This window comes from Massilia eburnea (assembly GCF_009720745.1).
GTDB classification, from domain to species: Bacteria; Pseudomonadota; Gammaproteobacteria; order Burkholderiales; family Burkholderiaceae_D; genus Rugamonas; species Rugamonas eburnea.
In genome coordinates, this window is record NZ_WNKX01000005.1 from 206,298 (window position 1) to 231,384 (window position 25,087).

General features: G+C 65.0%; 20 protein-coding genes. All 20 read left to right on the forward strand.

From position 1 onward, the window contains the following. The first annotated feature begins 31 nt into the window (after positions 1-31). The 20 genes from GM658_RS08750 to GM658_RS08845 all read left to right on the forward strand — a co-directional run bounded on the left by GM658_RS08750 (position 32) and on the right by GM658_RS08845 (position 24,992). Positions 32-913, forward strand: a complete 882-nt coding sequence (locus GM658_RS08750; protein WP_229416822.1) for an EpsD family peptidyl-prolyl cis-trans isomerase — start codon at positions 32-34, stop codon at positions 911-913. A 22-nt stretch (positions 914-935) separates the two neighbouring features. Beyond that, a complete protein-coding gene (gene epsE / locus GM658_RS08755; protein ID WP_155453627.1) occupies positions 936-1,727 on the forward strand; it encodes a polysaccharide export protein EpsE in 792 nt (263 codons plus the stop codon). A 9-nt stretch (positions 1,728-1,736) separates the two neighbouring features. Next, positions 1,737-3,143, forward strand: coding sequence for a chain length determinant protein EpsF (gene epsF / locus GM658_RS08760; protein WP_155453628.1), 1,407 nt, complete (start codon positions 1,737-1,739; stop codon positions 3,141-3,143). 9 nt (positions 3,144-3,152) lie between these two features. Beyond that, complete coding sequence (epsG, locus tag GM658_RS08765; protein ID WP_155453629.1) at positions 3,153-4,025, forward strand: chain length determinant protein tyrosine kinase EpsG; 873 nt, start codon at positions 3,153-3,155, stop codon at positions 4,023-4,025. 1 nt (position 4,026) lies between these two features. Further along, the gene (gene xrtB, locus GM658_RS08770; RefSeq protein ID WP_371865065.1) at positions 4,027-4,911 is read left to right on the forward strand and encodes an exosortase B; all 885 of its coding nucleotides are present in this window, start codon (positions 4,027-4,029) and stop codon (positions 4,909-4,911) included. Beyond that, positions 4,908-5,603, forward strand: a complete 696-nt coding sequence (gene epsI, locus GM658_RS08775; RefSeq protein WP_155453630.1) for an exosortase-associated protein EpsI, B-type — start codon at positions 4,908-4,910, stop codon at positions 5,601-5,603. Before xrtB ends, epsI begins: the two co-directional genes overlap by 4 nt. A gap of 3 nt (positions 5,604-5,606) precedes the next feature. Continuing rightward, positions 5,607-7,151 (forward strand): hypothetical protein, encoded by a 1,545-nt coding sequence (locus GM658_RS08780; protein WP_155453631.1) that lies wholly within the window; start codon positions 5,607-5,609, stop codon positions 7,149-7,151. A gap of 152 nt (positions 7,152-7,303) precedes the next feature. Further along, positions 7,304-9,682: a heparinase II/III domain-containing protein gene (locus tag GM658_RS08785; protein WP_229416823.1), complete on the forward strand. Its 2,379-nt coding sequence runs from the start codon at positions 7,304-7,306 to the stop codon at positions 9,680-9,682. A 25-nt stretch (positions 9,683-9,707) separates the two neighbouring features. Next, positions 9,708-11,222: an oligosaccharide flippase family protein gene (locus tag GM658_RS08790; RefSeq protein ID WP_155453632.1), complete on the forward strand. Its 1,515-nt coding sequence runs from the start codon at positions 9,708-9,710 to the stop codon at positions 11,220-11,222. After that, positions 11,219-12,340: a glycosyltransferase gene (locus GM658_RS08795; RefSeq protein WP_170298739.1), complete on the forward strand. Its 1,122-nt coding sequence runs from the start codon at positions 11,219-11,221 to the stop codon at positions 12,338-12,340. Before GM658_RS08790 ends, GM658_RS08795 begins: the two co-directional genes overlap by 4 nt. Beyond that, complete coding sequence (locus GM658_RS08800; protein ID WP_170298740.1) at positions 12,337-13,311, forward strand: glycosyltransferase; 975 nt, start codon at positions 12,337-12,339, stop codon at positions 13,309-13,311. The genes GM658_RS08795 and GM658_RS08800 overlap by 4 nt, the downstream gene beginning before the upstream one ends. Positions 13,312-13,314: 3 nt before the next feature. Next, positions 13,315-14,559 carry a glycosyltransferase gene (locus GM658_RS08805; RefSeq protein WP_155453635.1) on the forward strand — a complete coding sequence of 415 codons (1,245 nt, stop codon included), beginning with the start codon at positions 13,315-13,317 and terminating at the stop codon, positions 14,557-14,559. Next, a complete protein-coding gene (locus GM658_RS08810) occupies positions 14,540-15,886 on the forward strand; it encodes a phenylacetate--CoA ligase family protein (protein WP_170298741.1) in 1,347 nt (448 codons plus the stop codon). The genes GM658_RS08805 and GM658_RS08810 overlap by 20 nt, the downstream gene beginning before the upstream one ends. Then, positions 15,883-16,950, forward strand: coding sequence for a glycosyltransferase family 4 protein (locus GM658_RS08815; RefSeq protein WP_155453637.1), 1,068 nt, complete (start codon positions 15,883-15,885; stop codon positions 16,948-16,950). The genes GM658_RS08810 and GM658_RS08815 overlap by 4 nt, the downstream gene beginning before the upstream one ends. Continuing rightward, positions 16,947-18,932 carry an alginate lyase family protein gene (locus GM658_RS08820; protein WP_155453638.1) on the forward strand — a complete coding sequence of 662 codons (1,986 nt, stop codon included), beginning with the start codon at positions 16,947-16,949 and terminating at the stop codon, positions 18,930-18,932. Before GM658_RS08815 ends, GM658_RS08820 begins: the two co-directional genes overlap by 4 nt. Then, on the forward strand, positions 18,929-20,239 hold the full coding sequence (locus GM658_RS08825) for a nucleotide sugar dehydrogenase (protein ID WP_170298742.1): 1,311 nt from the start codon (positions 18,929-18,931) through the stop codon (positions 20,237-20,239). The genes GM658_RS08820 and GM658_RS08825 overlap by 4 nt, the downstream gene beginning before the upstream one ends. After that, on the forward strand, positions 20,223-21,452 hold the full coding sequence (locus tag GM658_RS08830; RefSeq protein WP_155453639.1) for a glycosyltransferase family 4 protein: 1,230 nt from the start codon (positions 20,223-20,225) through the stop codon (positions 21,450-21,452). Before GM658_RS08825 ends, GM658_RS08830 begins: the two co-directional genes overlap by 17 nt. Further along, the gene (locus GM658_RS08835; protein ID WP_155453640.1) at positions 21,449-22,588 is read left to right on the forward strand and encodes a nucleotidyltransferase family protein; all 1,140 of its coding nucleotides are present in this window, start codon (positions 21,449-21,451) and stop codon (positions 22,586-22,588) included. Before GM658_RS08830 ends, GM658_RS08835 begins: the two co-directional genes overlap by 4 nt. Before the next feature lie 12 nt (positions 22,589-22,600). Further along, positions 22,601-24,016, forward strand: coding sequence for a mannose-1-phosphate guanylyltransferase/mannose-6-phosphate isomerase (locus GM658_RS08840; protein ID WP_155453641.1), 1,416 nt, complete (start codon positions 22,601-22,603; stop codon positions 24,014-24,016). Then, positions 23,997-24,992: a TIGR03790 family protein gene (locus tag GM658_RS08845; protein WP_155453642.1), complete on the forward strand. Its 996-nt coding sequence runs from the start codon at positions 23,997-23,999 to the stop codon at positions 24,990-24,992. Before GM658_RS08840 ends, GM658_RS08845 begins: the two co-directional genes overlap by 20 nt. Positions 24,993-25,087 lie beyond the last annotated feature (95 nt).

Consider the following 25,087-nt stretch of genomic DNA (forward strand, 5'->3'; position numbering starts at 1 on the left):
GAATGAGTTGCAACAGACGAGGGAGGATATTTTGAAGCACATCAACCCGAACATCGCTTGCGCAGGACTGATGCTGGTTCTGCTTTCCGCCTGCGGCAATAAGGCGGAACACAAGCCTGGCCAGGCCCTGGCCAATGTCAACGGCGAGGAAATCACCGTACTGCAATTGAACGACGAGCTGTCGCGCAGCAATGCACCAGCCACGCAGCAGGAGGCGGCGCGCAAGCAGGCGCTGGAAGCGCTGATCGACCGCCAGCTGCTGATCAGCGAAGCATCGAAGGAGAAAGTCGACCGCGATCCGCGCGTGGTGCAGGCGATCGACCGGGCCCGTTCCGTGATCCTGGCGCAGGCCTATATGCAGAAGCGCATCGGCACACCGGCCAAGCCGGCGCCCGCCGAGGTCGAAGCCTACTACAGCCAGAATCCGCAATTCTTTTCCCAGCGCAAGGCCTTCGACATGCGTGAAATCGTGCTGCCCACGCGCGAGGTGACCGATGAACTGAAGGCGGTGATGGACAAGACCCGCTCGCTGGACGAGGTGGCGGCCTGGCTCGATGCGCACAAGGTCAAATACCAGAAAGCGCAACTGAGCCGCAGCGGCTCCGAGCTGCCGCCCGAGCTCTCGGCCAAGCTGATGGCGCTGGCGAAAGGCCAGCTGTTCATCGTGCGCGAGGGTGAGCGCAGCATGCTGGTGACGATCGCCGATATCCGTTCGTCGCCGGTGGAGCTGGATGTGGCGCGGCCGCAGATCGAGCAATACCTGGTCGCGAAAAAAGGCAAGGAAGCGGCCGAGCAGGAAGTCAAGCGCCTGCGCGCCAGCGCCAAGATTGCCTATATCAACCAGCCTTCGCCCGTGGCGGACGCGGGCGCCCCGACCAGCGAGATCGAGCGCGGCGTGGCCGGCCTGAAGTGAACCAAACATGCAAGGAGCGATCATGAAACGACTACTGATGTGGATGGCAGCGGTGGCATTTGCACTGGGTGCGGGCTTGGCGCAGGCAGGCGATCTGACGCTTGGCCCTGGCGATGTGGTGAAGGCCTCGGTGTTCGGCAATCCGGACATGGCGACCGAAACGCGGATCAGTGAATCGGGCAAGATCACCTTCCCTTTGCTGGGCGAGGTGGCCGTGGGCGGGATGACGGTGCAGCAGGCCGAGCGCACGATCGGCGACCAGCTAGTGAAGAAGGGCTACCTGAAAACGGCCCAGGTCAGCCTGATCGTGTCGCAGATCCAGAGCGCGCAGGTATCGGTGCTGGGCATGGTCAACCGGCCCGGGCGCTATCCGCTCGATGGCGGCAAGCGCGGTGTGATGGACATGCTGGCGCAGGCCGGTGGCTTCAATGCCGATGGCGGCGATACGGTGAGCGTGGTGCAGACCCGCAACGGCAAGACCACCAAGACCGTGATCGACGTGGTGGACATGGTGCGCAATGGCTCGCTGGACAAGGAAATCGAACTGGCGCCCAACGATGTGATCTATGCCGAGCGTTCGCCGCGCTTCTACATCTATGGCGAAGTGCAGCGCCCCGGTTCCTTCCGTCTCGAGCGCACCATGACGGTGAGCCAGGCGCTGGCGGTCGGTGGCGGCCTGACCCCGCGCGGCACTGAACGCGGCATCCAGATCAAGCGCCGCGCCGGCGACGGCAAGGAGCAGCTGATCGATGCGCACAACCAGGACGTGGTGCAGACCGACGACGTGATCTTCATCAAGGAAAGCTGGTTCTAAGGAGATGCCATGAATTTCGCCCAGTTCCTGCTGATCCTCCAGGCGCGCAAGAAGATCGTGCTGCTGACCTTGCTGGTCACGGTGACCGCCACCCTCGTCGTCAGCCTGCTGTTGCCCAAGACGTATGAGGCGACCAGTTCGCTGGTGATGAATTACAAGGGCGTCGACCCGCTGACCGGCATGGCCTTGCCGGGCCAGTTGCTGCCCGGCTATATGGCAACGCAGATCGACATCATCAGCAGCAAGAATGTCGCGCTGCGCGTGGTGGACCAGCTGAAGCTGGCCGAAAGCCCGGCTGTCGTCGCCCAGTTCAATGAATCGACCGGCGGCCAGGGCACGGTGCGCGACTGGCTGGCCGACCTGCTGCTGAAGAAAATCGATATCGTTCCCGCCAAGGAAAGCTCGGTGCTGAACGTGACCTTCAAGGCTTCCGACCCGCAGTTCGCAGCGGCGGTGGCGAATGCCTTCACCGACGAGTACCAGAAGATCAATGTGCAGCTCAAGGTGGAGCCGATGAAGAAGGCCACCAGCTATTTCGACGCCCAGCTGAAGGTGCTGCGCGACAAGCTGGAGGCATCCCAGGCCAAGCTCTCCAAGTACCAGCAGGAGCACGGCATCGTCAGCGTCGACAACCGGCTCGACGTGGAATCGATGCGCCTGAACGACCTGTCGGCCCAGCTGGTGGCGGCGCAATCGCAAGCCATGGAAGCCAACTCGCGCCAGGCCGTGGCGCGCGGCTCCGGCAATGCTTCGCCGGACGTGACGGCCAGCCCGGTGGTGCAGAACCTGCGCGTCAACCTGTCGCAGCAGGAATCCAAGCTGGCCGAGCTGGGCCAGCGCCTGGGCCGCAACCATCCGCAATACCAGAGCGCGGCGGCCGAAGTGGCGCGCCTGCGGGCCGGCTTGAACGAGCAGACCGCCCTGGTCACTTCTTCGGTCAGCAACAACGCCAGCGTCTTTGCCCAGCGTGAAGCGGCGCTGCGCACGGCCCTGGCCGACCAGAAGACCAAGGTGCTGCAGCTGAACCGCCAGCGCGACGAAATGAATGTGCTGAACAAGGACGTGGAAAGCGCCCAGCGCGCCTTCGACAATGCTGCGCAGCGCTCGTCGCAGACCCGCATCGAGGGCGGTTCCGACCAGTCCGACGTGTCGGTGCTGAACCCGGCGGTGGCGCCGATCGAACCGGCCGGGCCGCGCGTGGTCCTGAACACCGTGCTGTCGCTGCTGCTGGGGACCATGCTGGGCATCGGCATTGCGATGCTGTCCGAGATGTTCGATCGCCGCGTGCGGTCGGAAGCCGACCTGGCCGACGTGGTGCACATCCCGGTGCTGGCCACGATCGACTGGAACCCGCCGCGACACCGCCGCTTCGGCCTGCCGCGCTTGCACGCGCCGCGCCAGCTGCGCCTGAATTAAGGAGGGGTGATGAATAGCCCATTACATTTCAATCCCGCCTCGCCGCAGGGCGCGGGCGATGCCACGATCGGTGCATTGCTGCAGGAGGCGGGCAAGCTGACGCCGGAAAATACCGATGAAGTGCTGCGCATGCAGGAGGAAACCGGCATCCGCTTTGGCGAGGCGGCGCAGGCGCTGGGCATGATCAGCGCCGCCGACGTGCAGGAAGTGCTGGCGCGCCAGTTCGACTATCCTTATGTCCCCGCCGGCGACCAGCATTTTTCCTCGCGCCTGGTGGCGGCCTACGATCCCTTCAGCCGGCAGGTGGAGATGCTGCGCGCGGTGCGCGGCCAGCTCATGCTGCGCTGGTTCGGGCGCGGCCACCGTTCGCTGGCCATTGTCGGCGTGGAGCCGGGTTCCGGCACCAGCCTGTTTGCCGCCAACCTGGCGGTGGTGTTTTCCCAGCTGGGGCAGAACACGCTGCTGGTCGACGCCAACCTGCGCCAGCCTTCCCAGCACGAGATCTTCAAGCTGCAAGGCAAGAGCGGCCTGTCGGACATGCTGGCCGGCCGCGCCAGCATGGCGGCGGTGACGCGCATCGATGCCTTCGAATCGCTGGCGGTGCTGGGCGCCGGCACGCTGCCGCCCAATCCGGCCGAACTGCTGGCGCGCAAGGACTTCACCGGCCTCAATGCCCAGCTGGAGGCGCTGCACGACGTGGTCCTGTACGACACTTCCGACGTGCTGACTGCGCACGACTCGCTGCCGGTCATGGCGCGCGCACGCGGCGTGCTGCTGGTCGTGCACCGCAATGCGACCTCGCTGTACGAGGTGGCGGCCCTGAGCGAGCAGGTGCGCTACGCCGGCGCCGAAGTGGTCGGATCGGTGCTGCTGGAGTTCTGACGTGGATCCCGGCCTGGCCATCCGCCCGCATACCGCCCTGCGCGCAGCGCTGCGGGCCGCCTGGCCCGACTGGTCGCCTGTGGTGCTCGGCATGCTGGTGCTGTATGTGCCGACTTTCTATCGCCTGTTCACGGGCCTGTGGTCGACCGAGGAGCAGGCGCACGGGCCGATGATCCTGCTGCTGTCGCTGTGGCTGATCGTGCGCCAGTGGCCCGCCATGCTGGCGCGCGCCGATGGCCGGCCTGCCGCGATGGGGTGGCCGGTGCTGGGCGTCGGGCTGCTGCTGTACATCCTGGGGCGCTCGCAAGGCATCGTCGCCTTCGAGATCGCATCCTTCATCGTCCTGCTGGCGGCGGTGCTGATGCTCAAATGCGGGCATGGCGCGCTGCGCGTGCAATGGTTCGCCTTCTTCTTCATGGCCTTCATGGTGCCTTTGCCCGGTCCCCTGGTCGGCATGCTGACCATGCCGATGAAGATGGCGGTGTCCTGGGCCACCGAGCATGTGCTGTTTGCGGCCGGCTTCCCGATCGCGCGCAGCGGCGTGATCCTGCAAGTGGGGCAATACCAGCTGCTGGTAGCCGATGCCTGCGCCGGGCTGCAGACCCTGCTGACCCTGGAGGCGCTGGGGCTGTTCTACCTGAACGTGGTGCGGCATTCCTCGGCTTTCCGCAACGTGTGGCTGGCGCTGCTGATCGTGCCGATTTCATTCACGGCGAACGTGATCCGGGTGATCACGCTGTCGCTGGTGACGTATTACTTTGGCGATGCGGCGGGGCAGGGCTTCCTGCACGGCTTCGCGGGGATCGTGCTGTTCGTTACGGCGCTCCTGCTGATTATCGGCGTGGACGCCTTCCTGCAATGGTTTGTGCGCTGGCGGAATTCATGAAGAAATCGATGGTGGTAAGCCTGGTGCTGGCCGCGCTGATGGTGTCATCGGCGGCGGTGACGCGCGCCCTGACGCCGACGGCGCGCATGGCTGACGTGCAAGGGCGCTTCAGCCTGGAGCAGATGGTGCCGCGCAACTTCGGCGAATGGCAGGTGGACGAGCGCGTGATGCCGCTGCAGGTCGATCCGGCCACGCAGGCCAAGCTGGACAAGATCTACAACCAGACCCTGGGCCGCACCTACGTCAACCGCAACGGCGAACGCATCATGCTGTCGATCGCCTATGGCGGCGACCAGAGCGACAATATGGGCGTGCACAAGCCGGAGGTGTGCTACACGGCGCAGGGCTTCACGGTGCGCGACGGCCAGCAAAGTTCGATCGGGATGGGGCTGGGCGTATTGCCGGTAAAGCGCCTGTTTGCCGTCGCCGGCGGGCGCCAGGAGCCGATCACTTACTGGATCACGGTCGGGCGCAAAGCCACCATGCCGGGTGTTGAACAGCGCCTGCAGGAGTTGCGCTATGGCTTGAGCGGTACGGTGCCGGACGGCATGCTGGTGCGCGTTTCCAGCATCGGCGGCGATACGGAAGCTGCCTACGCGCTGCATGACCAGTTCGTGCGCGCGCTGCTGGCCGCACTCGACCGGCCGGCGCGCGAGCGCCTGGTCGGCGTGCTTGGCGAAGAGGGGAGGTAGGCGATGCGTTTTCCAGCCTTGCGGCGCACTGCAGCTGCCGGCGCGGCCGGCTTCGGGCCGGGCGGGGCGGGACATGCGGTGGTGCGCCCCAACCGCGGCTTGCCGCTGCTCCTGCTTTTGCCCTTCATGCTGCTGGCGGTCTTTGTCGGCCTGGTGGGCGGGCTCGATTCGCCGCCGCTGGTGGCGATTGTCGGTACGGCGGTGCTGTCGGTGCTGCTGGTGTTCGTGCTGCCCTTGCATGGCATGTTCTGGTGCCTGTTCGTGCTGACCTTCCTGCTGCAGGGTTCCGCCGTGTATTTCCTGCGCCTGAAGCCCGCCGCCTGGCTGGCCTTTGGCCTGGCGATCCTGTTCTTCTGCCGCGCGCTGCTCGACCTGATGATGCAAAAGCGCGAGCACCAGCGCATGCGCCAAGGAGACGGGGCGACGGTGGAAATCGCAGCCCTGCTGTTCCTGGTGGCCTTCATCATCAGCCTGGTGTTCAACCGGGTGCCGAAAACGCAGATCTTTTCTTCGGTGAAAGCGGTACTGCCGATGTTTTCTGTGCTGTTTGCGCTGTACTGGTTCCGCTGGAAGGAAAGTCACCTGGAAACCAGCTGGCGCATGATGTTCTGGGTCGTGCTGCTCCAGCTGCCGGTGGTGCTGTACCAGCATTTCTTTGTCGCCAGCGCCACCACCTTCGACGCCATTGTCGGCACCTTTGGCGGCACGCCTGGATTCGGCGGCAACAGCGCCATCATGGTGTTCTTCTGCGTACTGGCCATGGGTTATGGCGCGGCGCGCTGGAATGCGGGCCTGATGTCCGGCAAGGCAATGTGGGCCTTGCAGGCGCTGGGCTTCGCCATCATTCTGCTGGGGGAAGTGAAGGCCGCTTTTATCTGGCTGCCGCTGATGCTGGCGTGGGTGCTGCGGCGGCGCATCCTGCGCAGCTTTGCCGCCTTCATCGGCTTCGCGGTCCTGATCGCAGCCTTCGCCGGCACCACCTACAGCGTGTACCAGTCGCTTTACTGGGGCAAGAAGCTGCAGTCGGCGCATAACGTGGCGGAGAAGTTCGACCGCGGCGGCGGCTACTTCTTCGATCCCAATAACGTGAACTACCGCACCGGTGAAGTCAGCCGCGCCGCTTCGCTCGCGATCTGGATGCGCGACCCGCTGGCAACGGCGCCGCACCGCCTGGTCGGCTATGGACCGGGCTCGAGCAAACCGTCCGGTTTGCTGGGGGCGGGCGAGGTGGCCAAGCGTTACCAGCCGCTGCACCTGGACGCCACCGCGCTCGCCATTCTGCTGTGGGATGTGGGTCTATTGGGCGCTCTCGCTTACGGCTCCATGCTACTGTTTGCCCTGCTAGCTGCCTGGCGCTACGTGCGCCGAAAACAAGGTAGCGTGGCCCAGCTCGCGCTGGCAGATACCTGTGTCGCAGCGATGCTGCTGTTCCTCATGATGCTGGTGTATAACCGCGCGCTGATGGATGAACCCACCGCCCAGCTGCTACTGATGATGTGCATGGGGACGATAGTCCAGTTATGCAGGTTTGGCTCGTCCGAAAGCTAGGGAATTGTGTCATTTCTGAGCGACATTGTTACAAAATTTGTGTCGCAAAGAAACGAATTTGTGAAATCCGTGATGTAGACTTTCCTTGTTGTGGTGAATCAATTCGTTGTTAACTTATTGATTCGCAAACGAAATTGTCTGGAGAGTATCACATGAAATTCGTTAAATCTTCCCTCTTGCGCTATGCAGTACTTTCCGCCCTGGCCAGCTTCGCTACCGCGAGCCACGCCGACTGGGCGACCTCCGTCAACATTGAAGCGGTGCGCCCGGCGCCCGACAAAATGCAATTGCAGCCACAGAATCCGCCTGGTTTTTCCTGGTCGCGTTATCCGGTTGCTACGTCTTCCACCTGGTACTTCGTGGTGATCCAGCCGCCGGGTACCGGCGCATTGCCGATCAAGCATGTGGTGTCGCGCAACTGGCTGTTGCCGACGCACGCCTTTACCACTTCCGGCATTTATACCTGGAAGGTGGCGCCTTTCACCCGCACCCAGGCCATGGACGATGCCGATGCGGCAGCGCGCGCCAAGGCCAAGGCGGCCGGGTCCAACCTGGCCCAGATCGAAGCAGCGGCGGAAGCGGCGGTAATCCCGCTGGCCGAGCCGGTGGCCAAGGACTGGTCGACCGTGCGCAGCTTCACCATCGACAGCAGCGCCATCAAGTTCGAGGTCCCCGACAATGCCACGCTGCGCAACAATGTCTTGACCCACCCGCGTTCGCGCATGCTGTCGCCGTCCTTCCTGCCGTACAACAAATGGACGTCGGCCATGATTACCGAGCGCGGCGACCAGGTGCGCCGGCTGATCGAAACCGTGCAGTCGCGCCTGACGATGGCGCCGGTGCTCGATACCGATTGGCCGCTGCTTAACAGCGGCACCATGACCACGGCCCTCAGCAACCAGAACGCCGACATCCGCAACCGCATCAACCGCACCGCGCATCAAGTGGAAGCGGCGGCCCTGTTGTACCGCCTGAAGGTGGGCGATGCCACGGCCCCGGCTTACCTGGCCGAGGCGCTCAAGCGCGGCGACGAACTGGCGGCCTTGAGCCCGACCGGCCCGACCAGTTATGCCAACCAGGACCAGGCCACGCGCGCCATCGCCCTGTCGCTGTCGAAAGCGCTCGACATGTTGTGGGCCAATATCGACAGCACGCGCCGGGCCACCTGGCAGAACGCGATCGCGCGCCGCACCGCCGATATCTACAACGACCTGGCGGGCAGCAACGGCCGCATGGACCAGTATCCCTACGATGCCCACGGCGGCAACACGCTGGGCTTCCTGGCGCTGATCGGCGCGCTTAACGTTGGCGACGTGCCTGCGGCGCAGGCCTGGTTCGACTTCGCGGTGCGCACCTATGTGCACCAGGTGTATACCTGGAGCGGGCCGGAGGGCGGCTATGCCAACGGTACGGCATACGGCCAGGCGGCAGCCGACTTCTCGGTGCAGATCTGGGATCCGCTGAGCCAGGCGCTCGGCGTCTCGATTTACCGCAAGCCATGGTCGGATGGCTTCCTGCGCTTCCTCGCGCACTTCGTCCCGCCTGGTACGCCTACCCATGTGTTTGGCGACGGCCACGAGGATGCGCCGAACACCTACCTGCTGAAGGCCTTCGCCTCGCGCTTCAACACGCCGGCCGCCAAGTGGTACTACAACAGCATGACGGGCGTGGAAGATCCGCTGACCTTGCTGCAGGCGCCTTCGCCGCTGCCGGTGACGACGGTGGCAAGCGCCGTGCCGCCGCCGAACGGGGCCTACTATCCGAGCGTGGGCTGGGCGGCAATGCATAGCTCGCTGGCGGACATGAAGCGTACGTCGCTGTACTTCAAGTCCAGCCCCTACGGTTCGTACAACCACAGCCACGGCGACCAGAATTCGATCGTGCTGAACAGCGGGGGCAAGCGCCTGCTGATCGAGGCCGGATATTACGACTGGTACGGTTCGCCGCTGTGGAGCAGCTGGTACCGCGCCACCAAGTCGCATAACGCGGTGACGTATGACGGCGGCATTGGCCAGCGTATCGAAGGCAATACGGTCAACCTGGGCCGCAACGGCAAGATCACCGGCTTCTCGACTTCCTCGGCAATGGATTACGTGGAGGGCGATGCCACGCCGGCGTTCGAAGGCGCGCTGTCGCTGAACCGGCGCAAGGTGTGGTACCTGCGCAGCCAGGATGAGGCGGTGGTGATGGATACCCTGACGGCGCCGCTGGCGCACGCCTGGGAATGGAATTTCCATGCGATGGTGCCGATCACCGTCAATGCGGACGGCAGCGCGACGATCGTCAATGGCGACCGTTCCGTGTGCGTCAAGCCGCTGACGCCGGGCACCACCCTGGTCAAGCGCACCGGCCCGGCGCCCCGCACCGGGATCGAGGACCATGCGGCCTTCACGCGGCCGGCGTCGACCAAGGGCGAATTCCTGGTCTTGCTCGATGTGGGCTGCAAGAAGCCGGCGGTGAAGCTGACCACCGCCTCCACCAGCCGCCAGCTGACGGTGGGCAGCCAGACCATCACACTGCCGCTGCCGTAACTTAACCGGGGGACTCAGTCATGCCATGACAGCGCCATATTCGGGTCCCCAAACGCGGCGCAATATCGTCGCTTTCCTGGCAGGCAAAGTGCCTACCGCCGTGCTGACAGCCTGCGTGCTCGGGCTGTCGGCACGTGTGCTGCCGGCCGCTGAATTCGGTCATTACGTGGTCGGCATGGCGCTGGTGGAGCTGGTGCTCGGCTTGTCGAGCTTCGGCCTCGACTGGGTCTTGCTGCGTTTCCTGCCCGAGTACCGGCTGCGCGGCAGCCGCGCAGCGCTGGCGCGCCTGGTGGGCGCGGTGGCGCTATGGCGCATGCTGCTCTTGTCGGCGGTTGCCGCCGCCTTGCTGGCCGCGCGCGGGCTGGGCCTGCTGCCGGCCAACGTGCCTGGCGGCCTGGTCAATGTGCTGGCCGTGCTGCTGGTCGTTGAAGGCGGCATGCGCATCCTGCGCGATAACACGCTCGAAGCGCTGGCCCTGCAGAGCCGCATGCAGGCGGCCGTCGTATTGCGCAGCGCCGTCGTGGCCTGCGCCTTGCTGGCCATGGGCAACGGCCAAGGCAGCGCGCATGGCCTGCTGCTGGCGGAGCTGGCCGCCAGCGCCGGAGCGCTGGCGGCGGCCGGCGCCTTCATCGTCCATGCGCTGCGTGCGTTGCCCGATGCGGCGCAAGCGGGATGGCGGCCGCCCGCGCTGGCGCAGATGCGCTCGGTGGCCTTGCAAAACTATGCCAGCGGCATTGTCGAATACCTGTATTCCCCCTCGAGCCTGATCCTGCTGCTGGCGCGCAGCCAGTCGCCGGAAGCCATGGCAGGGCTGGGCTTCGTGCTGCGTTTGACGGACATCATCCGCAACTACATGCCCGGCATGGTCATCTTCTCGGTCGTACGTTCGCGCATGATCGGCGCCTATGCCGGCAATCGCGACTACGGCGAATTGCAGCGCTGGGCGCATTTCGTGTTCAAGATCAGCGCGCTGAGCCTGCTGCCCGTTCTTGCGGTGGCGGCCGTGTACGGCGACCTGGTGCTGCAACTGGCCAGCGGCGGGCGCTTTGGCGAATACCGCCTGCTGTTCGCCGTGCTGTGCGGCTGGCTGGCGCTGCGGCTGCATCGCCTGATCCTCAATGTGGTGTGCAACGCCGTCGGGCTGATGGGCATGTGGGCCATGGCATCGCTGTGTTCCTTGCTGGTGCTGCCTTTGCTGGCCTGGACTGCGGCGGCGGCGCTTGGATTATGGCTGGTGCCGGTGGCTCTGTTTGGCAATGAACTGGTGGTGAACGGGCTTGTCGTGACGGGAATGCGGCGGCGCGGCTTCGCGTGGCCGCTGGGACTGGCGTGGTGGAGCCGTGCGCTGTGCGCGATTGCGGCGGCGGCCGGTGTCGCATGGCTGTTGCCGGGGCAGGGCCTGCCAGCTGCTGCTGTGGGAACCCTGCTGTTGTGCGCCGTTTTTGCTGCGGCACTGTTATTGTCCGGTGCGATCGATGCGAAGGACAGGCAGCTGATCAACCGTGTGCTGGGGCGCCAACTTTTACGGGAAGCATCATGAGAGTTCTTGCCATCTATCCCGGACTGAATCCCACCTTCGACGAGGTGGCGTACGTGCTGCCGCCGCTGGTGGCGAAAGGCGTGGCGGTGCAGGTGATCACCTCGCGCGTGTCGGCACTGAAAAGCTCGGAGACTGGCGCCGCCTACGAGAACTTCCAGGGCGTGCCGATTCACCGCATTTTTCCCAGCCTGCGCGCACTGTCGCATGAAGCAGCGCGCTACTTCGCGCAAGTGCGCGAGATTGCCGATGCCTTCCAGCCGGACGTGCTGCTGGTGAACTCTTTCCATTGCCTGCCGTTGCTGGAACTGCTGCGGCCCTTGTATCCGGTGCCGGTGCTGCTGCGCGTGGAATCGGCCGATCCGGTGCAGCTGCTGCGGCGGCGCTATTACGGCGGCTTGCCGGCCCTGGGCCGTGTGGCGGGGCGCATGCGCTGGTGGCAGGTGTGCGGGCAGGTCGATGCGCTCATGAGCAACGACCCGGCTGACTTGCCGCAGCTGGCGGGCCTCGGCCTGCGGGGACGGCGCGCGTACTACGCCGCGCACTGCGCGCAGCGGCCGGCGGAGTGGCGGCCTGCGCGCGAACGCCGGCAGGACGAGATGATTTACGTCGGCTCGCTGATCCGCCATAAGAATTGCGAGCGCTGGCTGGAAACGGTGCCGGCCATCCTGGAGCAAACGCCGGTCAAGCGCTTTGTGGTGATCGGCCGCGGCCCTTACGGGCATATCGTCAAGAAATTGCAGGCATCGCTGGGCGACCGTGTCGAGCACGTGGAAGGCGTGACCCGCATCGAAGCGCTGCAGCGCCTGTCCTCCGCCTGGTTTGCCTACACCGAAAGCCATTCCGGCTGGGGCTTCCTGTGCGATGCGTGGTCGACGCGCACGCCGGTACTGTGCCCGCAATCGACCTTCAGCATCGTGCCGGGATGGACCGGCATGATGCCGCAGGATGTGCCGGACATGATCGCCACCATCAAGCGCCTGTACAACGATGCCGAGTACTACAGCACATTGCAGGACGGCGGCGCCTTGCGCTACGCCTCCGAGCATACGGCCGACGTGGTGAGCCGCCAGTACCTGCAGATCCTGCGCGAGGTGGTGGCGGACGGGAGGCGGCCATGATCCATGTGCTGCTCTCGCAGTCCGGCGCTTACCGCGACATCACCAGCTATCTGCAGGAGCGCGGCGCGCGTGTCACCACCATCGGGCCGCAGGCGCAGGGCATGCGCGGCAAGGCGGCGATCGTGCTGGCCATGCTGTCGCCCAGGCTGCTGCGCTGTTTCGGCCTGTGGCGCAAGGAGGACCGGTTGCTGGTGGTTGGCTGGCAAGCGTTGCCGCTGCTGGCCCTGGTCAAGGCGCGCCTGCTGCCACGGCCGGAGAGACTGCTGGTCATGGGCTGCTTCGTGCACGGCCAGCGTGCGCGCCGGATCACGGACCGGGTGCTGCGCGCGCTGCGGCTGCCGGGCCTTGGCTTCATTGCGTTTTCGCCCGGCGAGGCGCGCAACCTGGTGGCGCGGGTCGGCATGTCGCCGAAAGATGTGCACTGCCATTTGTGGCGGCAGGAACTCGATGGCCGCGCGGCGCGGCAAGGGGACGATGGCAGCATCTTTGCCGGCGGGTTTTCGAACCGCGATTACGACCTGCTGCTGGAAGCGGCCGAGCCGCTGGCGGCGCCGCTGGTGATCGTGGCTTCGCAGTACAACCAGATCCGCCAGCCGGCGCGCGGCAGCACGCGTATCCTGCGCGATTTGCCGGAGGCGGAATTCGAGGGCTTGCTGGCGCGCAGCAGCGTGGTGGCGATGCCCTTGCGCGGACTGGGCGAGGCTTGCGGGCAGAGCGTGCTGCTGCGCGTGCTGCGGCATGGCAAGCCGCTGGTGGCGACGCGCCACGAGTCGATCGAAGCCTATCTGGGCGAAGATTATCCCGGCTTTGTGCCGCACGACGATGTGCAGGCGATGCGGCAGGCGCTGGCGGGGGCGCTGGAGCAGCCGGCGCGGCGCGAAGAGCTGGCGCAGCGCGTACGGCTGGCCGCCGACAGGCTGGAAAACCGGGGTGAACCGGGCGCTGAAATCGAGCGCTTCTTGTTAGGATAAGTCATGGCTCGCCCAGTACGCATCCTGCAGCTGGTGCCTGAACCGTTACCGACTTTTCGCGCCGACGTGGCCACATTGTTCGGCAAATACCTGCCGCGCCATGGCGTGCAATGCCACGTTGTCGGCAAAGGCAGCGCTGCGCCGGCTGATGACCAGGGCTTCGCCTCTTCACGGCGGGCCAGCGCGGGGGCGCGCTGGAGGGCGGAACTGTCCTTCCTCTGGCTTTGCCTGCGGGCCTTGCTGGGCGCCAATCGCCGCAGCCACGACGCGGTGCAGGTGCGCGATATGGTCAGCATTGGTTTGCTGGCCCTGCTGGTGGCGCGCATCAAGGGCTTGCCGATGGTGTATTGGCTGTCCTATCTCATGAGCGAGGGACGCATCGAGCGCGGCAGGGCAGGGCTGGCGCGGCAATCGGGATGGCGCAGCTTGCGCGCGCGGCTCGTGCTGGGCAAGGGCCTGGTGGAGCGTTGGCTGCTGTACCGCGTGTTGTTGCCGCGCGCCGACCATGTGTTCGTGCAGAGCGAGGCGATGGCGCGGCTGGTGGCGCAGCACGGCGTTGCGGCGGAGCGCATCAGCGCCGTGCCGATGGGTGTGGATATGGAAGCGGTGCTGCGGCCGGATGCGCGTCCGTCAGCGCGCCGCTGGAGCGGATGGGAGGGGCGGCCGGTCGTGGCATACCTGGGCACGCTGGACCGCGCGCGCTGCCTGGAACGCTTGCTTGACGCGCTGTTGCTGGTGCGGCAGGAGCTGCCTGGAACGAGCCTGCTGCTGATCGGCAGTGCGCCGCAGCAGGACGATGTGGCGCTGCTGCTGGCGGCGGCGCGCGAACGCGGGCTGGATGATGCGGTACAGGTTACGGGATGGCTGCCGCCGGCGCAGGCCTGGCAGTACCTTCTGGGCGCGCAGGCTGCGGTGTCCTATGTTCCGCGCGGCGCGCTGTACGACGTGAGTTCGCCGACCAAGTTGCTGGAATACCTGGCGCTGGGCATGCCTTGCGTGGGCAACGACATCCCCGACCAGGAGGCGGTGCTGGCCGCCAGCGGCGCCGGGTGGCTGGCGGCCAGCACGCCGCAGGCGATGGCCGATGCGCTGCTGGCCATCCTGCGCGATCCGCAGGCGGCGCGCCGGCGCGCCGCGGCGGGTCCGGCCTATATCGAGTCGGCACGCAGTTATCGCGTTCTGGGAGCGGCCCTGGCCGCACGCTATCGGACTTTGGTGGGAGACGATCATGCTGGCCGAATTGCGTAAGGAATTGCTGTACGGCGGGCGCGCCCTGGTGCGCGACAATGCGCTCAGCCAGCGCCTGGTGCAGCGCCTGCGCCGCCACGAGACCCTGGACGACTACGCGCTGAAAACCATGGGCGACCGGCTGCTGCACCGCAGCCTGCAGGCGGCCATTGCGAAGCTGCCCTTTTACGCCCACATCTCGCCTGATTTTGCGCCGGAAGAGGCGCGCCAGGTCTTGCGCGAGATGTTTCCGATTGTCGACAAGCGCACGCTGCTCGACCATCCGCGCGCGCTGTATCCGAATGACGGTTTGAAGCGGCCCTGGCAGGTGCTGGGCAAGACCAGCGGCACCACCGGCACGCCGCTGGTGGTTATCCGCAGCCTGAATTCGGTGCAGATGGAACAAGCCTTCATCAAACGGCACTGGAGCTGGGGCGGCTATTCCGAAGGCATGCCGAGGGCAACGCTGCGCGGCGATATGGTGGCGGGGCTGGAACGGCAGGAACCGCCGTTCTGGTTCGAGAACCGCTACAACCGGCAGCTGCTGCTGTCGTCGCGCCATCTGGGCGACCAGTGCGTTGGCGCGGTGATCGACAAGCTGCAGCGCTATGCGCCGGCCATGATGCAGGCCTATCCCTCGACGGCCTATACGCTGGCGCAGCAGCTGGAGCGGCGCGGCATGTCGCTGTGCGTGCCTTTCCTGTTCACCGCCTCCGAACCGCTGTATCCGCACCAGCAGGAGCTGATCCGCGAACGCCTGGCGGGCAGGATCATGGACATGTACGGCATGGCGGAGCGGGTGGCGTTCGCGACCCAGTGCGAATACGGTTCCATGCACCTCAATCCCGATTATTCGCACGTCGAAATCCTCGACGATTACGGAGAGCCGACCGATGGCTACGGCCATATAGTCGGCACCACGCTGCATAACCTGGCCATGCCGCTGGTGCGCTATCGCCTGAGCGACCGTACGCGCTGGCGCCACGGCCATTGCGCCTGCGGCCGGCCGTTCCCGATGATCGAGCCGGTGACCGGCAAGCTGGAGGACCGCATCACGGGCGGTGACGGAATGGAAGTCAGCCCTTCCGTGCTGACCTTCGCCTTCAAGGGCGTCGAGAACGTGCGCAAGTCGCAGGTGGCGCAGACCGGGCCGGGGCAGTGGGAATTGCGGCTGGTGCCGGATGCACATTTCTCGCAGGCGGACCAGGACAAGCTGCTGCACAACATTCGCCACCTGGTCGATCCGACGGTGCAGGTGAAAGTGGTGCTGCGCGGCGATCTGCCGAATACCGAGGCGGGGAAATTCCGCTGGGTGGTCAACGAGTGGCAGGACGGGCGGCGCGCATGAAGACCATCGTGATGCTGGGGACGGGGATGGACACCATGGGCGGCATCGCTTCCGTGGTGAGGGTGTATGAAGAAGCCGGCATGCTGCGGCGTTTTGGCGTGCGCTATCTCGCGACGCACTGCGACGGCAGCAAATGGCGCAAGCTGCGCGTGATGCTGGCGGCGTATGCGGCGTTCTGCTGGATGCTGCTGCGGGGCCGCGTGGGACTAATGCATGTGCACCTGGCTTCCCGCGCAAGCTTCTGGCGCAAGTCGGGCTTCTTCCTGCTGGCGTTTGCGGCGCGGGTGCCGGCCATCCTGCACTTGCATGGGGCGGAGTTCGCGCGCTTCTATGGCGAGGAATGCGGTCCATGGCGCAAGCGCTTCGTGCGCTTCATTTTCGACCGCAGCGCAAGGGTGGTGGTGCTGTCCGAAGCCTGGCGCTGCTGGGTGCAGGGCATGTCGAGCAACCCGCACGTGGAGGCGATTTACAACCCGGTCCTGCTGCCGGCGGCCAGCGCGTGGGAAGAACGGCGGCGCGGCGCGGTGCTGTCGCTGGGGCGGCTGGGCCGGCGCAAGGGAAGCTATGACTTGCTGCAGGCGGCCGCGCGCATCGCGCCGCAGGTGTCGGGCCTGGAATTGCGGCTGGGCGGGGATGGCGAACTTGACGCTGTGCGCGAACGGGCGGCGCAGCTGGGGCTGGCGGGGCAGCTCAACCTGCTTGGCTGGGTCGGTGCGGAAGGGCGGCGGCAGCAGCTGGCGCTGGCTTCGCTGTATGCGCTGCCTTCCTATAACGAGGGCTTGCCAATGAGCGTGCTGGAGGCGATGGCGGCTGGCTTGCCGGTCCTGGCAACGCCGGTGGGCGGGATCCCGGAGGCGGTGGCCGATGGCGTCGAGGGCTTCCTCGTCGCTCCGGGCGATGTCGAGGCGCTGGCGGCGCGGCTGGCGCAACTGCTGGAAGACGATGCGCTGGCGCGGCGCATGGGGGAGGCGGCGCGGCGCAAGGTGGAATCCACCTTCTGCAGCGATGCCGTGTTGCCGCGCGTGGAGCGGCTGTATCGCGAACTGGGGTTCATGCCGCAATGACTGCACTGGCCTGGAAGATCAACCGCCTCAAGCTGATGGGGCCCGGGGAAGTCGCTTGGCGCGTGCGCCAGCTGGCTTGGCGGAAAGCCGTCGCAATGGGACTGGGGCTGGCGAATTACCCGCCGGCGCCGGCGCTGGGGCGATTTGGCGCCAGCTTTCTCGCTGCGTCCGGTGCGGCCCCGGCGGGAGCGCTCCCGCCGGGGATCGATGCGGCGGCCCTGTGCCGGGCGGCGGATGGGCTGCTGGCCGGGCGCTGGAATGTGTTTGCGCTGCGCGATGCGGCGCTGGGCTTTCCGCCGCAATGGAATCGCGATCCGCGTACTGGAATGGCGGCCCCGATGGCGCCGGGGCCTTCGATCGATTACCGCGACGCGTCCGTGGTGGGCGACATCAAGTACTTGTGGGAGCCGAGCCGCCACCTGGAACTGGTGACGCTGGCCCAGGCCTGGCGCTGCAGCGGCGACGCCAGATACAAGGACGGTGCGCGCACGCTGCTGCTGTCCTGGCTGGACCAGTGCCCCTATCCGCATGGCGTGCACTGGGCCAGTTCGCTGGAACTTGGCGTGCGCCTGCTGAACTGGTGCGCCGCCTGGCAACTGCTCGAGGGCGACATCGACGGCGACTGGCGCCAGCGCTGGCTGAATGCCGTCTACAAGCATTGCCACTTCATCAGCCGCCACCTGTCGCGCCATTCTTCCGCCAACAATCATTTGCTGGGCGAGTACATGGGGCTTTACATGGCCAGCCTGCAATGGCCGTGCTGGCCGGAGAGCGCGCGCTGGCGCACGATGGCGGAGCGCGGCCTGCGCGAGCAGGGCTTGCAGCAGAACTGGGAAGATGGCGTGAACAAGGAGCAAGCCGTCTACTATCACCACGAGGTCATGGACATGATGCTCCTGTGCCAGCTTGCCGCACGGGCCAATGGCAGCAGCTTCCCCGCGGACTGGCTATTGCGCCTGGAGCGGATGGCGGAATTCCTTGCTGCACTGATGGACACGGGCGGCAACGTACCGATGATCGGCGATGCGGACGACGCCCGCATGCTGCGCCTGGACGCGGCGGGCATGCCGCCCTATCGCTCGCTGCTGGCCAGCGCCGCCTTGCTGTTCGGGCGCGCGGACTTCAAAGCCAAGGCAGGCGCGCTGGATGACCGCAACCGCTGGCTGTTCGGCGATGCCGAGGTGCGCTGGGCCGCCTTGCCGGATCCGGCGCCCGGCGCCGCCGAGCAGCCGCGCATGGCCTTCCCCCACGGCGGCTACTACCTGCTCGGCAAGGATTTCGGCACGCCGCAAGAAGTACGCATGGTGGCCGACTGCGGCGCCCTGGGTTACCTCTCCCTTGCCGCGCACGGCCATGCCGATGCGCTGTCGTTCACGCTGTCGATGGGCGGCGAGGAAATGCTGGTCGATCCCGGAACCTTCGCCTATCACACGCAGCGTGAATGGCGCGATTACTTCCGCAGCACGGCGGCCCACAACACGGTGCAGGTGGATGGCCAGGACCAGTCGCAGATCGGCGGCAATTTCATGTGGCTGCACAAGGCGCGCGCCACGCTGCTGGGGCATGAACCCGGACAATTTTTTGCAGGAAAGCATGATGGCTATATGCGCTTGCGCGACCCGGTCATGCACGAGCGCGTGATCCGCTTCGACGCCAAACGGAACACGGTGATTGTTGAAGATACCCTAGAATGTTTTGGTGAGCACGAGGTAGCGCTGCACTGGCATTTTGCCGAAGGCTGCCAGGCCGAAACTGCTGGGCAGACATTGCATATGGCCAAGCGCAGCAAGGGTTTGCTCATGTCATGCCGGTTCGGAGACGGACCGCAACTCTATTGCGCCAGCACGGCGCCAATCGCGGGATGGATCTCGCGCACTTTTGACAGCAAAGCCGGCATGACGACTGCGGTGTGGCGCGGAACGATACGCGGCAGCACCACGATCGTGACCGAGATTGCTTTACTTGAAGGAGCGTCATCGTGAAGATCAGTATCTTTGGCATGGGCTATGTGGGGGCGGTGTCGGCGGGCTGCCTGGCGGCGGAGGGGCATACGGTGATTGGCGTCGATCCGAACCGCACCAAGGTTGGACTGATCAATGAAGGCCGCACGCCGATTATCGAGAAGGATATCGGCGAGATGATTGCGGCTGCCGTGCGCGATGGCCGCCTGCGCGCTACCGAAAGGGTGCGCGATGCAGTCATGGACACTGAGATTTCGCTGGTGTGCGTGGGCACGCCTTCCCAGCTGAACGGCAACCTTGACCTGAGCGCGGTGCGCAAGGTGTGCGAGCAGATCGGGAATGCATTGCGCGAGAAAGAGAGCTTCCATGTGGTGGTGGCGCGCAGCACCATGCTGCCCGGCTCGATGCGGTCGCTCGTGATTCCGACGCTGGAGCATGCGTCGGGCAAGCGTGCGGGTATCGATTTTGGCGTGTGCAGCAATCCCGAATTCCTGCGCGAGGGAACGGCGGTGCATGACTACCACCATCCGCCCAAGACCGTGGTGGGCGAGACCGACCAGCGTTCGGGGGAATTGCTGCTGCAGCTGTATGCGGGCATGGATGCGCCGGTGGTGCGCACCGACGTCGAAACGGCGGAAATGGTGAAGTACACCGACAATACCTGGCATGCGCTGAAAGTCGACTTCGCCAACGAGATCGGCAATATCTGCAAGGCGGTCGGCATCGACGGCCATGAGGTGATGGAGATCTTCTGCAAGGACACCAAGCTCAATCTCTCGCCGTATTATATGAAGCCCGGCTTTGCCTTCGGCGGCTCCTGCCTGCCGAAAGACGTGCGGGCCCTGATCTACAAGGCGCGCCAGCTGGACCTGGAACTGCCGCTGCTGAACGCCATCCTGCCGTCCAACCACAAGCAGGTGGAGAAGGGCTTGAAGATGGTGATGGAAAAACCGGGCAAGAAGGTCGGCATCCTCGGTTTCTCGTTCAAGGCCGGCACCGACGATCTGCGCGAGTCGCCGCTGGTGGACGTGATCGAGCACCTGATCGGCAAAGGCTATGAGCTCAAGCTGTATGACAAGAACGTGAAACTGGCGGCGCTGACCGGCGCCAACCAGGACTACATCCTGAACATCATCCCCCACATCTCGCGGCTGATGGTCGATTCCCTGGACGATGTGCTGGCGTTTGCCGACACGGTGGTGATCGGCAACGGGGCGCCGGAATTCCAGTCCGTGCCCGAACGGCTGCGGCCAGGACAGCACCTGGTGGACCTGGTGCGGGTCTCCGGCAAGCAGAGCGAAGGGGCGTACGATGGCATTTGCTGGTAAGCGCAGTGTCCTCATCATCGTCGAAAACCTGCCATCGCCGTTTGACCGGCGGGTATGGCAGGAGGCGACGACCTTGCACGCCAACGGCTACCAGGTAGCGATCATCTGCCCGACCGGAAAGGGATATGAGGCGCGCTACGAGGAACTGGACGGCATCCATATCTACCGCTACAAGCTGCCGATGGAGGCGGAGGGCGCCCTCGGCTATGCCATCGAGTATTCGGCGGCGCTGTTCCATAGTTCGCGGCTGGCCTGGAAAGTGCTGTTCCGCCATGGCTTTGACGTGATCCATGCCTGCAACCCGCCCGACCTGCTGTTCGTGGTGGGCGCATTTTTCAAATTTTTGCTGGGCAAGCGCTTCCTGTTCGACCACCACGACATCAATCCGGAGCTTTACGAGGCCAAATTCGGGCGGCGCGATTTCTTCTATAGGCTGATGGTGTGGCTGGAGCGTCTGACCTTCCGCACTGCCGACGTTTCAATTGCCACCAACGATTCGTACAAGCGCATTGCGGTCGGGCGCGGCGGCATGGACCCGGACAAGGTGTATGTGGTGCGCAGCGGCCCGAAACTGGACCGGCTGCGGGTCCTGCCTGCGGTGCCGGAGCTGAAGCAGGGGCGGCGCTTCCTGGTCGGCTACGTGGGCGTGATGGGCGCGCAGGAGGGCATCGACCTGCTGCTGCAAAGCGTGCGCTTCGTGGTGCATGAGATGGGGCGGCACGACGTGCATTTCGGCCTGGTGGGCGGCGGCACGTCGCTGGAGCAGATGAAGGAACTGGCGTGCGAACTGGGGGTGGCGGATTACGTGACGTTCACCGGCCGGGTGCCCGACCAGCAGCTGCTGGAAATGCTGAATACGGCCGATGTATGTGTAAATCCCGACGTCGCCAACGAAATGAACGACAAATCGACCATGAATAAGATCATGGAGTATATGGCATTGGGCAAACCTATAGTACAGTTCGACCTCACGGAGGGGAGGGTGTCGGCGCAGGAGGCTTCACTCTATGCAGCAAAAAACGATCCTGTCGATTTGGCGCTTAAAATGATTGAATTGCTGGACGATCCGGAACGCCGGGCGCGCATGGGCGCGTATGGCCGCAACCGGGTGGTCAATGAACTGGAATGGGAGTACGAGGCCCCGAAGCTGCTGGCAGCTTATGAACGCTTGTATTCCGCACCAGCACTGATACTTGAAGAGGACAACCTATGAAAGCGATGATTCTGGCGGCCGGGAAAGGCACGCGGGTGCGTCCTTTGACTTATGAACTGCCGAAGCCGATGATCCCTATCCTCGGAAAACCGGTGATGGCTTACCTGGTTGAGCATTTGCAGCGCCACGGCGTGAGCGAGATCATGGTCAACGTCAGCTACCTGCATGAAAAGATCGAGGAGTATTTCGGCGAGGGGCACCAGTTCGGGGTGCAGATCGGCTATTCCTTCGAGGGCTATACGACGGAGCAGGGCGAAGTGGTGCCGGAGCCGCTTGGATCGGCCGGCGGCATCAAGAAGATCCAGGAGTTCGGCGGGTTCTTCGACGAGACCGTGGTCGTGCTGTGCGGCGACGCGCTGATCGACCTCGATATCAAATCGGCGCTGTACGAGCACCGCCGCAAGGGGGCGATGGCGACCGTCATTACACGTGAAGTGCCGTGGGATAAGGTGAACAGCTATGGCGTGGTGGTGAGCGATGCCGACGGCCGCGTGCTGGAATTCCAGGAAAAGCCGTCGCGCGACGTGGCCAAGTCCAATTGCGCCAGTACCGGTATCTACCTGTTCGAGCCTGAGGTGATCGACCTGATCCCGTCGGGCCAGGTGTTCGATATCGGCTCCGAGCTGTTCCCGCTGCTGGCCGAACGCGGCCTGCCGTTCTACTGCCAGACCCGCAAATTCAACTGGATCGACATCGGCAGCGTCAAGGATTACTGGGAAGTGCTGCAGGGCGTGCTGACCGGCGGCGTGGGCAATATGGTGGTGCCTGGCGTGCAGGTGGAGGAAGGCGTGTGGGTGGGCCTGAATACCAGCATCGACTGGAACGGCACCAGGATCGTCGGGCCGGTGTATATCGGCTCCGGCTGCCGCATCGAAGCCGGCGCCACCATCATCGGGCCGACCTGGATCGGGCACGGCAGCCACATTTGCAGCGGCGCACGGGTAGTGCGCAGCGTATTGTTCGAATATACTCGAGTCTTGCCGGAAGGCTCACTCGACGAATTGATCGTATTTAAAGATTACAGCGTTGACCGGGCTGGCGAGATGCGGCATGTTTCGCAGGCCGACTGCGGCGGATGGATGAATGCGCGCGACCGCCGCTCGACCCGCCGCATCGCTGAAAACGTTGCTAAATAAACAACTTTAAATATGAAAATATACCCAGTCATCCTGTCCGGCGGCGCCGGTACCCGCCTGTGGCCATTGTCGCGCGCGGCCTTGCCCAAGCAGCTGCTGCCGCTGGTGTCGGACAAGACGATGCTGCAGGAGACTGTGCGGCGCCTGGCCGGCCGCGAGGGCATGATGGCGCCGCTGGTAGTGTGCGGCAATGAGCACCGTTTCCTGGTGGCCGAGCAGATGCGCGAGATCGGCGTCAATCCGCTGGGCATCCTGCTGGAACCGGTGGGCCGCAATACGGCGCCGGCCGTTGCCGCCGCGGCCCATTACCTGAAGGCGATTGATCCGCAAGCGGTGATGCTGGTGCTGCCGGCCGACCATGTCATCCAGGATGTGGATGCGTTTTACGCCGCCATCCAGCGCGCCGCGACGCAGGTAGAGGGGGGCGCCCTGGCCACCTTCGGCATCGTGCCGACCGCGCCGGAAACCGGCTATGGCTATATCCAGAGCGGCGAAGCCTTGCAGGCCGAAGGCTGCTTCAAGGTCGCCAAGTTTGTGGAGAAGCCGAACCGCGAAACGGCGCAGGGCTTTATCAACTCCGGCAACTTCTTCTGGAACAGCGGCATGTTCCTGTTCCGCGCCGATGCCTATCTGAAGGAGCTGGCCCAGTTCCAGCCGGCGATGGCGCAATCGAGTGAAGAGGCCGTGAGCAAGGGCTACCGCGACCTCGATTTCTGCCGCCTGGATGAAGCGGCATTCACAGCCTGCCCATCGGACTCCATCGATTACGCAGTGATGGAACACACCAGGCTGGCAGTCGTGGTGCCGGCGTCGATCGGCTGGAACGACGTGGGTTCCTGGTCGGCGCTGGTGGATGTGCTGGAGGCCGACGGCAATGGCAATGTGACGCGCGGCGACGTGTACACAGATCACGCCAGCAACTGCCTGGTGCGCGCCGAAGGCCGCATCGTGGCCGCGATCGGCGTACAGGACCTGGTGATCGTGGAGACGTCCGATGCGGTGCTGGTGGCGCACAAGGACCAGGTGCAGCGCGTGAAGCAGGTGGTCGACCATCTGAAGGCCAATGGCCGCACCGAGCACCTGCATCACACCAAGGTGTACCGCCCTTGGGGCAGCTACGAAGGCATCGATATGGGCGACCGCTTCCAGGTCAAGCGCATCATCGTCAACCCGGGCGGCAAGCTCTCGCTGCAGATGCACCATCACCGCGCCGAACACTGGGTGGTGGTGTCGGGTACGGCGCGCGTGACCTGCGGCGACAAGGTGATGCTGCTGACCGAGAATGAATCGACCTATATCCCGATCGGCATGAACCATCGCCTGGAAAATCCGGGCAAGCTTCCCCTGCACCTGATCGAGGTGCAGTCGGGCAGCTACCTGGGCGAAGACGATATCGTGCGCTTTGAGGATGTCTATCACCGCGGCTAAGCGCTGCGCCTTTGCCGCGCTCCTGCTGCTGGCAGCCGGGGCGCGCGCCCAGATCCTGCCGGCCCAGCTCGGGCTGGTGGTCAACGATGACGATCCATCCAGTGTCGCCATTGCCGAGTACTATCGGCAGGCGCGCGGCATTCCAGCGCAGCATGTGGCGCATGTGCGCCTGCCCGATGCCCCGCACAAGCTCGATGCTGCGGCCTTCGCCACCCTGAAACAGCAGGTCGACAGCCAGCTGGGGCCCGATGTGCGCGCGGTACTGTTCATGTGGACGGCGCCGTATGCGGTCGAATGCAACGGGCTGACGGCGGCCTACACGCTGGGCTTCGATGCGGCGCAATGCAGCAGGCCTTGCGGGCCGGGGCGCGCAAATCCCTATTTCAATACCAGCCAGCTGCCGCCGGGGATGCGGCTGTCGATGCTGCTGCCGACCACGCCGGAGGCGGTGGCGCGCGCCGTGGTGGACCGGGGCAGGGTGGCCGGCTTCAGCACGCCGCAGGCGGGCGCCTATTTCCTGCACACCAGCGACAAGGCGCGCAATACCCGGGCGGCCCTGTTTCCGCGCAGCGGGAGCCTTCCCGCGCGGCGGCTGCAGGTGCATACGCTGCGGCAGGACGTGCTGGAAGGGGCGGACGACATCATCCTCTACCAGACCGGGGCCGCGCGCGTGGACAAGCTGGAGACGCTGCACTTCCTGCCTGGCGCGCTGGCCGACCACCTGACATCCTGGGGCGGCGACCTGCTGGGCAGCACGCAGATGAGCAGCCTGCGCTGGCTGGAGGCGGGCGCCACGGCCAGCTACGGTACGGTCAGCGAACCTTGCAGCCATTGGCAAAAATTCCCCCATCCCGAAGTCCTGTTGCGCCATTACCTCGGCGGCGCGACGGCCATCGAAGCGTATTGGCGCAGCGTGGCCTGGCCCGCGCAAGGCGTCTTCATAGGCGAACCGCTGGCCCGGCCCTACCAGCACTGAAGGCATGTAGTCCGTTCGGACTAATGGCTTGTCACCGAGTAGTCATACCAAACAGTTAATATGTAAAGAACAATTTTTCTGTGAAAGCACTTTCG

Bases quoted from the DNA above. Each gene is read 5' to 3' on its own strand.
- GM658_RS08790 (WP_155453632.1), top strand. From the start codon at position 9,708: ATGACAGCGCCATATTCGGGTCCCCAAACGCGGCGCAATATCGTCGCT.
- epsE (WP_155453627.1), top strand. From the start codon at position 936: ATGAAACGACTACTGATGTGGATGGCAGCGGTGGCATTTGCACTGGGT.
- GM658_RS08780 (WP_155453631.1), top strand. From the start codon at position 5,607: ATGCGTTTTCCAGCCTTGCGGCGCACTGCAGCTGCCGGCGCGGCCGGC.
- GM658_RS08840 (WP_155453641.1), top strand. From the start codon at position 22,601: ATGAAAATATACCCAGTCATCCTGTCCGGCGGCGCCGGTACCCGCCTG.
- GM658_RS08795 (WP_170298739.1), top strand. From the start codon at position 11,219: ATGAGAGTTCTTGCCATCTATCCCGGACTGAATCCCACCTTCGACGAG.
- GM658_RS08810 (WP_170298741.1), top strand. From the start codon at position 14,540: ATGCTGGCCGAATTGCGTAAGGAATTGCTGTACGGCGGGCGCGCCCTG.
- GM658_RS08805 (WP_155453635.1), top strand. From the start codon at position 13,315: ATGGCTCGCCCAGTACGCATCCTGCAGCTGGTGCCTGAACCGTTACCG.
- GM658_RS08835 (WP_155453640.1), top strand. From the start codon at position 21,449: ATGAAAGCGATGATTCTGGCGGCCGGGAAAGGCACGCGGGTGCGTCCT.
- GM658_RS08815 (WP_155453637.1), top strand. From the start codon at position 15,883: ATGAAGACCATCGTGATGCTGGGGACGGGGATGGACACCATGGGCGGC.
- GM658_RS08785 (WP_229416823.1), top strand. From the start codon at position 7,304: ATGAAATTCGTTAAATCTTCCCTCTTGCGCTATGCAGTACTTTCCGCC.
- epsG (WP_155453629.1), top strand. From the start codon at position 3,153: ATGAATAGCCCATTACATTTCAATCCCGCCTCGCCGCAGGGCGCGGGC.
- epsI (WP_155453630.1), top strand. From the start codon at position 4,908: ATGAAGAAATCGATGGTGGTAAGCCTGGTGCTGGCCGCGCTGATGGTG.
- GM658_RS08820 (WP_155453638.1), top strand. From the start codon at position 16,947: ATGACTGCACTGGCCTGGAAGATCAACCGCCTCAAGCTGATGGGGCCC.
- GM658_RS08845 (WP_155453642.1), top strand. From the start codon at position 23,997: ATGTCTATCACCGCGGCTAAGCGCTGCGCCTTTGCCGCGCTCCTGCTG.
- epsF (WP_155453628.1), top strand. From the start codon at position 1,737: ATGAATTTCGCCCAGTTCCTGCTGATCCTCCAGGCGCGCAAGAAGATC.
- GM658_RS08830 (WP_155453639.1), top strand. From the start codon at position 20,223: ATGGCATTTGCTGGTAAGCGCAGTGTCCTCATCATCGTCGAAAACCTG.
- GM658_RS08800 (WP_170298740.1), top strand. From the start codon at position 12,337: ATGATCCATGTGCTGCTCTCGCAGTCCGGCGCTTACCGCGACATCACC.